Here is a 12,850-nt window from a genome sequence, read left to right on the forward strand (position 1 = left end):
CCGGAGGGACCGGTAGCCCTCGCTCAGGATGGCTGGCCAATCCGGCCGGCCGCCTTCCAGGCAGACCCGCGGGTCTGCCGTTTTTTTGGGCAACTGCCGAAGCTTGCGGAAAGTTGTCACGAAGGTGTTGACAGGCCGCAAGACGCAGGTATAATTGCGGTCTTCGTTGGCGAATTAGCTCAGTCGGTTAGAGCGACGGAATCATAATCCGCAGGTCCGGGGTTCGAGTCCCTGATTCGCCACCATCTATTTGAAAAGCCGCAGTCCTTCACGGGATTGCGGCTTTTTGCTTTGGGTCGGCCGGTTGCTATCTGGTGTCATCCTCGCCACGAGCGCACGCTCGCAGCGTATTCAGACACAAATCTTCAACAGGCGAAATTTCGGCGAAACACTCGGACCTTTCGCGGGGCATTTTCAGACCGTTTTGCAGCCTGCGCACCATCGAGGCTCCTATGCTGCGGCTAGTTCGTTCTTACGGAGAATCGAAATGCCCACTGCACTCGTCATCGATCCGCATCCCGCCATTTGCCGCGCCGTCAGCAGCGTGCTTGCCGACCACCTTGGCTTCGACGAAGTCCGCGTCGCCGAGAATGGCACGCGCGCGTTGCGGTCCATGCGCGAGCGGACTGCCGAGCTGGTCATGGTCGACCTGCAACTGCCGGACGTGCCCGGCGACGCAGTGCTCGAAGAGCTGGTCTCGACCTGCCCGGCCTCACGCATTCTCGTGCTGTCCGCGATGCCACACGTTGCGGAGCGCGCACTGCTGGGCGGCGCGCACGGCTTTGTCGACAAGGGCGCGGGGCTTGCCGGCCTGGCGGAGGCGGTGCGCGCCATCATGAGCGGTTATACGGTGTTTCCGCTGTCCACGTTGCCTCGACTGCGCCGGTCCGTCATGAATCCCGCCGATCCGACTCAGATCCTGAGCCGTCGGGAACTGACCGTGATGCGATTTCTGGCCGCCGGCCATTCCAACAAGGCCATCTCCGATGTGCTCGGCATCAGCAACAAGACCGTCAGCTCGCACAAGACCAGCATCATGGCCAAGCTCGGCTGCGAATCGTTGATCGACATGGCGGAGTTTGCGCGACGCCATCAGCTGGCGTGGTGACGGCCCGCCGCCAGCGGACGACGCCATCGCCGCGAGCCGCAACGATGGCGGGCTCGCCTTATCCGGCATAATCCAGCGAATCGCCGCCACCGGCGGCGGCACACTGGACTGGATGAAGCAAATGAAGGCGCGCAGCACGCAGACGTCGAACATCGATCGCGAGACAACGCCGCAGGAGACGCAATGCGACACGGATTGTCCGCTGCACTGGTTCGATGCGGATCGGGGCGCGTTCGACGATCTCGAGCGGCGCATCGCCGATCATCCCGCAGACTTTTTCGCCAGCGCCGATTACGACCCGGTGGGCGCGTGCGCCACGCGCGAAGCCGCGTTCGCGTCGGTGGATCTGCCCGAGAATCCGACCTCGCCGCAGGTGCACGCCGATCATCTGCTGCACGACATCTTCCGCCATGTGATGCCGGTGGCGTCGCCCAGGTTCGTCGGTCATATGACTTCGTCGCTGCCGTCGTTCATGCCGGCACTGGCCAAGATTGCCGCGGCCCTGAATCAGAACGTGGTCAAGCTGGAAACGTCCGGCGCGCTGACCGGGCTGGAGCGCCAGGTCATCGGCATGCTGCACAAGCTGGTCTTCGGGCAGGACGGCGATTTCTACGCGCGATGGCTGCATAGCGCGGAACACTCGCTTGGCGCCTTCTGCTCGGGCGGCACCACGGCCAATCTTGCCGCGCTGTGGGCCAGCCGCAATCACACGCTGCGCGCCCGCGACGGCTTCGCCGGCATCAACGAGGCGGGCCTGGCGGCGGCGCTGCGCCATTACGGCTACGACGGCCTCGCCGTGGTGGTTTCCGAGCGCGGCCACTATTCGCTGCGCAAGGCCGCCGACGTGCTTGGGATTGGCCGCGACAACCTGATCCCGGTCGGCGTCGACGCGGACGGCCGCATGCGTATCGACCTGCTGCGCGCGGCGCTGGACGACCTGCGCCGTCGCAACATCCGCCCGATGGCAATCGTCGGCATCGCCGGCACGACTGAAACCGGCGCGGTCGACCCGCTCGACCAGATCGCCGATGTCGCCCGCGAGGAAGGCTGCCATTTCCATGTCGACGCGGCCTGGGGCGGCGCCTCGTTGCTTTCCGAGCGCGAGCGCGGCCGCTTCGCCGGCATCGAGCGCGCCGATTCGGTCGTAATCGACGCCCACAAGCAGTTCTACGTGCCGATGGGCGCCGGCATGGTGCTGTTCCGCGATCCTGCCTGGACGCACGAGATCATCCAGCACGCCAACTACATCGTGCGCAAGGGATCGGTCGATCTCGGACGGCACACGCTGGAAGGCTCGCGCGGCGCCGCGGCGCTCATGCTGTATGCGAATCTGCATCTGCTGGGCCGCAAGGGGCTAGCCCGGCTGATCGACACCGGCATCGACAACGCCAAGTTCTTTGCCGCGCTGATCGCACAGCAGCCCGATTTCGAACTCGACAGCGCGCCGCAGCTTTGCATCCTGACCTATCGATACGTGCCGGCAGCGGTGCGCGCCGCGTTGCCGCTCGCATCGGCGGCGAAGCGTGAGGCGCTGTTGCAGGCGCTGGACGCGCTGACCATCAGCATCCAGGAAATGCAGCGCGAGGCAGGACACTCGTTCGTGTCGCGCACCCAACTGACGTCCGCACAGTGGGATGGACGGGCGATCGCGGTGTTTCGCGTCGTGCTGGCCAATCCCGACACGACGCACGAGATCCTGCGCCATATCCTCGAAGAACAGCGCGAACTGGCGCCGCGCAGCCCGCATTTCGCGCCGTTGACGGCGCTGCTTGACGCCTGACATGACCGGGCGCATCGACCCCGCCCCGTGCGCGTGCAAGCGCGGGCAACGGCCAAAGCCGCAACACAAGGCACGAAAGATGACAATCGTGAAATCCTTAAAATCTTCGGCCGAAATTTGATCTAGGTTACGGTGTAGGCACTCTCTTGCGTGCCATGATGGGCAGCATGGCGTCAAAGATGCCGCCCGCTTTCAACCAGGAGATCGAACCATGCCCCATATCATTCTTGCGACCGACGGTTCTGAATTCAGCGATGCCGCGGCGCGCTTCCTTGCCGATGGCAAGCTGCTGCAACCTGGTTTCATGGTGCATGTGGTGCACGTCTCGCCCGATGTCACCGGCCAGGTGCGCGCCTTCGTCAACAAGGAGACTATCGATGCCTGGCACGCCGAGGGCAGCGAGAAAGCGATGGCGTCGGTCTGCACGATCCTGGAAGCGGCCCGTATTCCGTTCGAACGCCACGCCATGCATGGGTTTGCGTCGGAACGGATTCTCAATCACGCGAAGTCGATCGGAGCGAGCGCCATCGTGATGGGCACGCACGGACGCGGTACGTTTCTCGATGCGGTGATCGGATCGGTGGCCGGACGTGTGCTGGCGCAAGCCAGCTGTCCGGTGATCCTAGTGAAGGCACCAAAGGCGGACAAACCCGCCTGAAACAGCAGAGCCACGCGACGCGGGCGCAGCGCGGCCCGATTTCATCCGATGCCGCGCGGCTGTCCCCTCGCTGGCGTGCGCTCGGTCAGGCTGACCAGAGCGGCGGCTCGTCCATCAGCGCGATCTGTTCGCGCAGTTCCAGAATGCGATCCTGCCAGTAACGCGCGGTGCCGAACCACGGGAACGCCGCGGGGAACGCGGGATCGCGCCAGCGGCTGGCCAGCCACGCGCTGTAGTGAAGCAGCCGCAGCGTGCGCAGCGCTTCCACAAGCCACAGTTCGCGCGTATCGAAATCGGCAAAGTCCTCGTATCCGGCGACGATGTCCGCCAATTGATCCTGCATCGCGGCGCGATCGCCTTCCAGCAGCATCCACAAATCCTGCACCGCCGGGCCCATGCGGCTGTCGTCGAAGTCCACGAAATGCGGACCGGGCGCGCCACGGCCGCGCGCGTCGGCCTCGTCGATCCACAGCACATTGCCGCGATGGCAGTCGCCATGCAGACGCAGCGTACGCACCGCGCCCGCGCGGTCATAGCAACGGCGCACGGCATCCAGCGCGAGATCCACCGCGGCACGCCATGGAGCCAGCAGATCGGCGGGAATGCAGTCGTGCGCGATCAGGTAGTCGCGCGACGCCACGCCAAAGGTCTCGGCATCGAGCGTAGGGCGTGCTTGATATGACGCCGATGCGCCGACAGCGTGAATGCGGCCGATAAAGCGGCCCAGCCAAGTGCGCGTGTCGGCCTGGTCGAGCGCCGGCTCGCGGCCGCCGCAGCGCGGGAACACGGCAAAGCGGAATCCGGCGTGCTTCAGCAGCGTGCCGGGCGCCTGCCCTTGCGTCGCGGCCGACAGCGCCGGCACGGCAGTGATTTCGGCGTCGGCCAGTTGCTGCACGAACGCGTGTTCTTCAAGAATTGCCGCGTCACTCCACCGGCCGGGCCGGTAGAACTTGGCAATTACCGGCGACGCATCCTCGATGCCCACCTGCCATACGCGGTTCTCGTAGCTGTTGAGCGCCAGCAGCCTGCCATCCGGATAGAACCCCGCCGACTCGAGCGCATCGAGAATGCACTCGGGCGTCAGTCCCGCATAGGGGACGTCGTTCGACGCGGGTTCATCCGTGGGGGTCATGGCGATGGGCGCTCCGAGGCGTGGTTACTGCGCCGGCTTGCGATTGCCGCCAAGCAGCGCTGCCTGCGGCGCCGGACGACGATTGCGCGCCGGCGCGGCCGCGGCGGGTTCCTGCACCGGACGCGGCTGCTGGGCCGGACGCGGCTGCTGGGCCGGACGCGGCTGCTGCGGGCGCGGACTCGCGGCCTTGGCGTAACCGTCATCGCGCCGACCGTCACGTCCGTCACGTCCGTCACGTCCCTTGCGGCCGTCGCCCTGGGCGCCGGTCTGTGCCCCGGTCTGGCCCTGGCCATTGCGCGGCGCGTTGCCTGCGCCGTTGCTTTTGCCATTGCCTGCGCCGTTGCGGCCTTCACCGCGGGCCGGCGGCGCGGCGTTCTGGCGCTGGCCCTGCGGCGCGCGCGGCTGACGGCGTTCGCCGCCATTGGCCGGCGCATTGCCGCCACCGCCATTGCCGCGCGGCTGGGCGCCACGGCTCTGGCCGCCGCCCGCATTGCGCTGCTGACGTCCCTTCTGGATCGGCTCGGGGGCAATACTCGGGTCGACTTCAAACCCGGGCAGCACCACCTGTTCGATCTGGCGCTTGATCAGACGCTCGATATCGCGCAGCAGGCCATGCTCGTCAACGCATACCAGCGAGATCGCCTCGCCTTCGGCGCCCGCGCGACCCGTGCGGCCGATCCGGTGCACGTAGTCCTCGGGCACGTTGGGCAGGTCGAAGTTGACCACGTGCGGCAGCTGGTCGATGTCGATGCCGCGTGCCGCGATATCGGTCGCCACCAGCAGGCGCAGCGTGCCAGCCTTGAATTCCGCCAGCGCGCGCGTGCGCGCCGACTGGCTCTTGTTGCCGTGGATCGCCAGCGCCGACAGGCCGTCCTTGGTAAGCTGCTCCGCCAGGCGATTGGCGCCGTGCTTGGTGCGCGTGAACACCAGCACCTGGTGCCAGTCGTGCTGGCGCACCAGATGGGCCAGCAGTTCGCGCTTGCGGTCGCGATCGACCGGAAACACGCGCTGCGCGACGGTTTCGGCCGTGGTGTTGCGGCGCGCCACCTCGATCGACGCCGGATTGTTCAGCAGCCGGTCGGCCAGCGCGCGGATCTCGTCCGAGAACGTGGCCGAGAACAGCAGGTTCTGACGCTTGGCAGGCAGCACGTTCAGAATCTTGCGGATATCGTGGATGAAGCCCATGTCGAGCATGCGGTCGGCTTCATCGAGGATCAGCAGTTCGACATGTGCGAGGTCGATCGTGCGCTGGGCCACGTGATCGAGCAAACGGCCGGGCGTGGCCACCACGATATCGACGCCGCGCTTGAGGGCATCTATCTGGGGATTGATGCCCACGCCGCCAAACATCGCCATCGAGCGCAACTTCACGTACTTGCCATAGTTGCGCACGCTTTCCTCGACCTGCGCCGCCAGCTCGCGCGTGGGCGTCAGGACCAGGGCACGCACGGTCGGGCGGGCGCCGCGCGCCGCCGGATCGCGCCCCGCGGTGTCGGACAGCAGTTGCAGCATCGGCAGCGTAAAGCCTGCCGTCTTGCCGGTGCCGGTCTGGGCGCCGGCGAGAAGATCGCCACCTTTAAGAATTGCGGGAATGGCTTGCGCCTGAATCGGGGTCGGCGTGGTGTAGCCCTGTTCGGCCACGGCACGCACCAGCTTGTCGGACAAGCCGAGTTCGGAAAAAGACATGAAAGGACGCTTCGGCCGCCCGTCGCGCAAGAGAAGTGCGCCAATCGTGGGGCGGCTCGGGTAGAAAACCGTACCTGAGGGTCAGGGCCGGCGGGACGGGTCGATTGCCCCCGCCTCCGGGCTGGAAAGGCCCGTAGTGTACCAGCCTGGCGACAGACCGTACCGACGCCGGCAACGAGGTGGCGCTGCGCTATCATGGCGCCCTTCCCCGCGCCACCGCCATTCCCGGTTCCACTGCCATGCGGCTCCGCTTTCTCGAAGACCAGGAAGTCACGCTCTTTGCGGCCATCCCCGTCGGCATTCTGGCCGGCATCGTCACCACGCTGTTCAAGGACGCGCTCGAAGCCAGCGGCCTGGTGATGTTCCACAAGGACGCCGATATCGTGCTGATCTTCGCCGGGCTGGCGTTGGCCTGGCGCGTGGTGATTCCCGCCTTGGGCGGCGCGCTGGCCGGCGCGTTGCTGGTGGCGGCGCAGCGCTATGCGCGCACCGAATCGCTGCCGAGCGAATACATGGAAGCCGTGGCGCGCGGCACGGGCCGGCTGCCGGTAAAAATCACGCTGTTGCGCGCGCTGGCGTCGTTCTGCTCGATCGTTTCGGGCAGTTCGGTGGGCAAGGAAGGCGCGATGATTCAGCTGGCGGCGCTGACTGGTTCGGTCTTTCCGTCGTCACGCGCCGATCAGGCCGTGGGCGACAGCAATATGCGGCGGATGCTGACCGCATGCGGCGCGGCAGCGGGGCTGGCCACGGCGTATCACACGCCACTTTCGGCGGCCGTGTTTGTCGCCGAAGTCGTGTTCGGCGCACTGGCGGTGCAGCGTCTGATGCCGCTGTTCCTGGCCTCCGTCGCCGGCACCATGGTCAGCCAGTGGCGCGGCGGACTGGAGCCGCTCTACTCCGGCCTCCATATCGCGCCCGATCTGCTGCAACAGCCGCATCTGATGCTGGCGGCCGCCGGCATCGGCGTGATCGCGGGCGTGTCGGGCGCACTTTTCATGCGCGCCAACACGATCGCGCGCAACGCTTTCGGCCACGTGCCAGGCGGACCGATCGTGCGCCTCGCGCTGGGCGGCCTGTTGGTGGGCTCGCTGGCAGTCGTGGTGCCTGAGGTGGTGGGCAACGGCTACTACACGATCCAGACGATCCTGCATAACGAGCCGCTCTCGGTGGCCGTGTGGGGCGTGCTGCTGGCCAAGCTGCTGGCCACCGTGATCAGCATGGGGTCCGGGGCGGTGGGCGGCGTGTTCACGCCGTCGATGTTCGTAGGGGCCGCGCTTGGCCAGATGCTGGCGCTGATGATTCCCGACGGCACCGCCACACCCGTGCTGCCACTGGTCGGCATGACGGCGTTTCTTGCGGCCACCAGCCAGGCGCCGCTGATGTCGATCCTGATGGTGTTCGAAATGACACTGGCGCCGACACTGCTGCTGCCGCTGATGATCGGCGCGGTGGCCGCGTTCTACACGGCGTCGCGCTGCCAGACGCTGTCGCTGTACAGCGTGGTGGTGGAGCGCGCCCAGGCCTCGGCCGCAGCGGAACGGGCGCGCGGACTTCGGCTGGCTGGCCTGTGCGATCCGACCGACACGGTTATCGATCCATCCGCCACGCTCGCCCAGACCGCCGACAAGTTTGCCGAGACCGGCACGCGCTACTTGTATGTCGTCGACGCTGGCGGCGCGCTGCTGGGCGCGGTGTCGATCCACGCGGTGCAGCGCGCGCAGCGCGACGGCGCCGATCCGGCGCTGCTGACGCTATGCGACGCCAGTTTTCCGTCGCTCACGCCCGATTCGCGGCTGCGCGACGCACTGGCGATCTTCTCGGAACACGGCATCAACCGGATTCCGCTGATCCGCGATGCCGCCAGCCGCGAACTGCTCGGCACCGTGTCCAAGCAGCGCGTGCTGCAGGAAGCGTCCTGCCTGTTCTGAGCGGCCGTTTTGGCTGCGCCCCGGCGGCTTGTCGACCGGAACGACCAAGCGATCGGAGCGATCCGCACCATGTAAGGATTGCGCCACAACGGGCGCGCCCGCGCTCCCCTGCACCCGGGACATCAGGGTAGAATCGCGGGTTAGCCTGCCTGCGCGAAGCGGCTGCAAGCATGACGACACCCGGCGCCGGCGGTATCCAATAAAACGCTCGCATCTTTCTTGTCGGGAGTCCCCATGTCCAGGCTGTTTTCGCGTCTGCCGCGCGCCGCGTGCGTGGCCACGCTGCTGCTCGCCGCCGCCGCATCCGCGCCGTCTTTCGCACAGTCAACGCAGGACGCTACGGCGATTCCCGGCGCGCCGGTGCGTGTGATTCCGGCCGACGCCGCGATGGCGCGCATGGAACTGGCCCGGCCCTCGGCCACCGATCCGCTGCAGGCCAAGCTCGACGGCAAGGTGGTGGGCGTAGCGCCCGGCCTGCGCATCTTCAGCACGGAAACGCTGCTGGTGAATCCCGCGGCCATCGCCAACAAGAAGCTGCCGGTGCGCTACAAGCTCGACCTGTACGGCCAGTTGCTCACGGCCTGGGTCATGACCGATGCAGAAGTGAAGGCCTGGAAGGCCGCCCACTGACGCCAATTTTTTGAATCGACCTGTTGTGCCCCTGATGCCCCCAGGTAAACCACTGAGACCGGCACCATGAAGAAGGTATTTGTCAAAACGTACGGCTGCCAGATGAACGAGTACGACTCGGACAAGATGGTGGACGTGCTGAACGCCACGCAGGGCATGGAGCCCACCGACAACGTCGAAGACGCCGACGTGATCCTGTTCAACACCTGCTCGATCCGCGAAAAGGCCCAGGAGAAGGTGTTTTCCGAACTCGGCCGCATGAAGGCGCTGAAGGCCGTCAAACCCGATCTGGTGATCGGCGTGGGCGGCTGCGTGGCCAGCCAGGAAGGCGCGTCGATCGTGTCGCGCGCCCCGTATGTCGATGTCGTGTTCGGCCCGCAGACGCTGCACCGCCTGCCCGACCTGATCCACCGCCGTCAGCAGACCGGCGTGTCGCAGGTCGACATCTCGTTCCCCGAAATCGAGAAATTCGATCACCTGCCGCCGGCGCGCGTGGACGGCCCGAGCGCCTTCGTGTCGATCATGGAAGGTTGCTCGAAGTACTGCAGCTATTGCGTGGTGCCGTACACGCGCGGCGAGGAAGTGTCACGCCCGTTCGAGGACGTGCTGGCCGAAGTGGCCGGTCTGGCCGAACAGGGCGTGCGCGAAGTGACGCTGCTGGGCCAGAACGTCAACGCCTATCGCGGCGCGATGGGCGGCACCAGCGAGATTGCCGACTTCGCGTTGCTGATCGAATACGTTGCCGAAATTCCGGGCATCGAACGGATTCGCTACACAACCAGCCATCCGAAGGAATTCACCACGCGCCTGATCGAGCTGTACGAACGCTGCGACAAACTGGTGAACCATCTGCACCTGCCCGTGCAGCATGCGTCCGACCGCGTGCTGATGGCGATGAAGCGCGGTTACAGCGTGCTCGAATATAAGAGCATCATCCGCAAGCTGCGCGCGATCCGGCCGGACATGTCGATGTCGTCCGATTTCATCATCGGTTTCCCCGGCGAGACCGATGCGGATTTCGACAAGCTGATGGCAATGGTCAACGAGATCGGCTACGACACGTCGTTCTCGTTCATCTTCAGTCCGCGCCCCGGCACGCCGGCCGCCAACCTGCACGACGATACGCCCCACGAGGTGAAGCTGCGCCGCCTGCAGACGCTGCAGGCCACGATCGAAGAAAACGTGGTGCGCATCAGCAAGGGCATGCTCGGCACGGTGCAGCGCATCCTGGTGGAAGGGCCATCGCGCAAGGACCCGAGCGAACTGCACGGCCGCACCGAGAACAACCGGGTGGTCAACTTCGCGCTGCCCGGCGTGCCACAAGCGCAGCGGGACCGCATGATCGGCCAGATGGTCGACGTGAACATCACGCAGGCTTTCCCGCATTCGCTGCGCGGTGAACTCGTCGTGCGTCAGTAAGGCCATATGAAGATTCCAACCGCAGAATTCGTCGCACCCAGGGACGACAACACACGCCTGCAGAACCTGTGCGGGCCGCTCGATGAAAACCTGCGCCAGATCGAGCAGGCGCTCGACGTGACGATCCAGCGCCGCGGCCATCGCATGACCGTGCGCGGCGATCGCGCACAGGACGCCGCGCTGGCGCTGGAACGTTTCTACAACAACGCGCGCGTGGCGCTGTCGATCGACGATGTGCAGCTCGGACTGGTGGAAGCGCGCCAGATCGCCGCGCACGGGGCCTATCTGCCCGACAACGACGACGATGCCGCGCCGGGCGTGGAAGACGAATCGCCGGTGCTGCACACCCGCCGCGCCGGCCTGCAGGGCCGCACGGCGATGCAGCGCGATTATCTGCGCAACATCCTGTCGCACGACCTGACGCTGGGCATCGGTCCCGCCGGCACCGGCAAGACCTACCTGGCGGTGGCCTGCGCGGTGGACGCCCTGGAGCGCGACACGGTCAAGCGCATCGTGCTGACGCGTCCCGCCGTCGAGGCCGGAGAACGCCTCGGCTTCCTGCCTGGCGACCTTGCCCAGAAGGTCGATCCGTACCTGCGCCCGCTGTACGATGCCCTGTACGATTTGCTCGGATTCGATCGCACGCAGAAGATGTTCGAGCGCCAGATGATCGAGATCGCGCCGCTTGCGTACATGCGCGGCCGCACGCTCAACCACGCGTTCATCATCCTCGACGAAGCCCAGAACACCACGCCGGAACAGATGAAGATGTTCCTGACCCGGATCGGCTTCGGTTCGAAGGCCGTGATCACCGGCGACACCACGCAGATCGACTTGCCGCGCGGCCAGAAAAGCGGTCTGGTGGAGGCGCAGCACGTGTTGCGCGACGTGCGCGGCGTGTCGTTCACGCGCTTTTCCAGCATCGACGTGGTGCGCCATCCGCTGGTGGCCCGCATCATCGAGGCTTATGACGAATTCCACGCCCAGCACAAGGACGCCTGATCTTGACCAAGAAGCACCCGAAGACCACCCCGCAGACCGCCAGCCTGGTCCTCTTCGACGGCAACGGCCGCGCACGCAAGGCCTCGGCGCACGCGCTGCGCATCCAGCTTGCCGATGGCCGCAGCCTGACGCTGGACCTGTCGCAAGCCGGCGACGGCGTGGTGGCCCTGCTGGCCGAACATACCGACACGCATCAGCAGGCCGGCTTGCTGGTGCGCCCTGACAATGCCGATGCGCTCTCGGTGGCCGTGACCGCCACGCCGATCGTGACCACCACCGGCACGCCGGCCACGCCGCCGGAATTCGAACTCGATGTCCAGATTGGCGACGGCATGGCAAAGCGCGAGGGACTGCCTTCACGCAAGCAGATCCAGAAGTGGGTCAAGTCGGCGCTATACGCTGACGCGGCGCTGACCGTGCGCTTTGTCGACGAAGAGGAAGGCCGAACGCTCAATCGCACGTACCGCGGCAAGGATTACGCGACCAATGTGCTGACCTTCGCCTACGCGGAAAACGCCGACGATCCGGTCAGCGGCGATATCGTGCTGTGCTGCCCGGTGGTGGAAGCCGAGGCGCGCGAGCAGAAGAAGGCGCTGGAAGCACACTACGCGCACCTGATCGTCCATGGCGTGCTGCACGCGCAGGGCTACGAGCACGACGACGACGCCGAGGCCGAGGAAATGGAGGCGATCGAGACGGAGACGATGCAGGCGCTGGGGTATCCGGATCCGTATCAGGTGAAGTAAAGGTCGCGATAGCCCCGGGGCTACTCGGGCACTGCGCTGGCCGTTTTTGTATGCGCTGCGACGTGGGGACGTCGCAGGGCGTAAGAGCAGCATCAGTCCAATGATGCGATAGCGACGTGTCGATTCAATAGCAATTCCCGAACACGCCAACTGGTGTACTTCCTGGGGAAGACGGCAATTTTACGCTCTCATCACCCTCTCCCAGATAGACCACACCACGGTCGACCCAGAGGGGGCCCTCATAGTGACCGAGATTAACGAGTGATTCTGCGCCACCTGCAGCAGAGCACGCCTAGTAACAACCCGAAACACCGCGACTCCTATGACTCGGTCTTCCGGCCGACGAGGGCAGAACCCACTCTTCGCTGTCATCTCCCAGAAAATAGACCTCCTTATCCCCCCAACGGGGAAATGGTCCATGTTGTAGGTTGACAAGGCGTTCGTTTAATAGACGGCCCTCCTTATTGTATAACCGCGCATAGCCTACGCCGTTGTCGCTGACCTGACCCGGCATTCCAAAACCGACGGCCAGCGCCCACAAGTTGATGTTCTGGTACTGCTGGATAAAATAGTCATGATTTGGGCTATAGCAGCGGTCGCCGAGTGGGGTGCCAGGTTTCCAGATGAGGTACAAACCGAGCATGAGCATCGCTGCGGTGACTGCTATCTTCTTTTTTCCAAGTGCTCCGAATATTTTCATCGCAGCAATGAGATTGCAGCGATCACAAAATAAATCAGCCGATCCGAGCCGCAATAGAAAT

At 65.4% G+C, this 12,850-nt stretch carries 11 protein-coding genes and 1 tRNA gene; 9 read left to right on the forward strand and 3 right to left on the reverse strand.

Annotated elements, in window-relative coordinates:
* Nucleotides 1-168: 168 nt before the first annotated feature.
* From F7R19_RS09240 to F7R19_RS09255, 4 genes are all read left to right on the forward strand, one after another.
* Nucleotides 169-245, forward strand: a tRNA-Met gene (locus F7R19_RS09240).
* Nucleotides 246-487: 242 nt separating this feature from the next.
* Nucleotides 488-1,108 carry a response regulator transcription factor gene (locus F7R19_RS09245; protein ID WP_150980069.1) on the forward strand — a complete coding sequence of 207 codons (621 nt, stop codon included), beginning with the start codon at nucleotides 488-490 and terminating at the stop codon, nucleotides 1,106-1,108.
* 112 nt (nucleotides 1,109-1,220) lie between these two features.
* The gene (panP, locus tag F7R19_RS09250) at nucleotides 1,221-2,888 is read left to right on the forward strand and encodes a pyridoxal-dependent aspartate 1-decarboxylase PanP (protein ID WP_223505652.1); all 1,668 of its coding nucleotides are present in this window, start codon (nucleotides 1,221-1,223) and stop codon (nucleotides 2,886-2,888) included.
* Nucleotides 2,889-3,099: 211 nt separating this feature from the next.
* On the forward strand, nucleotides 3,100-3,546 hold the full coding sequence (locus F7R19_RS09255; protein ID WP_150980070.1) for a universal stress protein: 447 nt from the start codon (nucleotides 3,100-3,102) through the stop codon (nucleotides 3,544-3,546).
* An 85-nt stretch (nucleotides 3,547-3,631) separates the two neighbouring features.
* Here F7R19_RS09255 and F7R19_RS09260 read toward each other — a convergent pair whose 3' ends face one another.
* Together F7R19_RS09260 and F7R19_RS09265 are read right to left on the reverse strand one after the other, a co-directional pair.
* Nucleotides 3,632-4,678, reverse strand: coding sequence for a serine/threonine protein kinase (locus F7R19_RS09260; protein WP_150980071.1), 1,047 nt, complete (start codon nucleotides 4,676-4,678; stop codon nucleotides 3,632-3,634).
* Nucleotides 4,679-4,702: 24 nt separating this feature from the next.
* Complete coding sequence (locus F7R19_RS09265) at nucleotides 4,703-6,364, reverse strand: DEAD/DEAH box helicase (protein WP_150980072.1); 1,662 nt, start codon at nucleotides 6,362-6,364, stop codon at nucleotides 4,703-4,705.
* 239 nt (nucleotides 6,365-6,603) lie between these two features.
* Here F7R19_RS09265 and F7R19_RS09270 point away from each other — a divergent pair, with 239 nt between their 5' ends.
* The 5 genes from F7R19_RS09270 to ybeY all read left to right on the forward strand — a co-directional run bounded on the left by F7R19_RS09270 (nucleotide 6,604) and on the right by ybeY (nucleotide 12,089).
* On the forward strand, nucleotides 6,604-8,292 hold the full coding sequence (locus F7R19_RS09270) for a ClcB-like voltage-gated chloride channel protein (RefSeq protein ID WP_150980073.1): 1,689 nt from the start codon (nucleotides 6,604-6,606) through the stop codon (nucleotides 8,290-8,292).
* A 234-nt stretch (nucleotides 8,293-8,526) separates the two neighbouring features.
* The gene (locus F7R19_RS09275) at nucleotides 8,527-8,922 is read left to right on the forward strand and encodes a hypothetical protein (RefSeq protein WP_061954838.1); all 396 of its coding nucleotides are present in this window, start codon (nucleotides 8,527-8,529) and stop codon (nucleotides 8,920-8,922) included.
* A gap of 66 nt (nucleotides 8,923-8,988) precedes the next feature.
* Entirely contained in the window at nucleotides 8,989-10,341 is a 1,353-nt protein-coding gene (gene miaB / locus F7R19_RS09280; protein WP_061954836.1) for a tRNA (N6-isopentenyl adenosine(37)-C2)-methylthiotransferase MiaB, read from the forward strand.
* Nucleotides 10,342-10,347: 6 nt separating this feature from the next.
* Entirely contained in the window at nucleotides 10,348-11,343 is a 996-nt protein-coding gene (locus F7R19_RS09285) for a PhoH family protein (RefSeq protein ID WP_150980074.1), read from the forward strand.
* Nucleotides 11,344-11,345: 2 nt separating this feature from the next.
* Nucleotides 11,346-12,089 carry an rRNA maturation RNase YbeY gene (gene ybeY, locus F7R19_RS09290; RefSeq protein WP_150980075.1) on the forward strand — a complete coding sequence of 248 codons (744 nt, stop codon included), beginning with the start codon at nucleotides 11,346-11,348 and terminating at the stop codon, nucleotides 12,087-12,089.
* 292 nt (nucleotides 12,090-12,381) lie between these two features.
* Here the strand turns inward: ybeY and F7R19_RS09295 are convergent, their stop codons facing one another.
* A complete protein-coding gene (locus F7R19_RS09295) occupies nucleotides 12,382-12,843 on the reverse strand; it encodes a hypothetical protein (RefSeq protein WP_150980076.1) in 462 nt (153 codons plus the stop codon).
* Nucleotides 12,844-12,850 lie beyond the last annotated feature (7 nt).

This window comes from Cupriavidus pauculus (genome assembly GCF_008801835.1).
Taxonomy (GTDB): Bacteria; Pseudomonadota; Gammaproteobacteria; order Burkholderiales; family Burkholderiaceae; genus Cupriavidus; species Cupriavidus pauculus.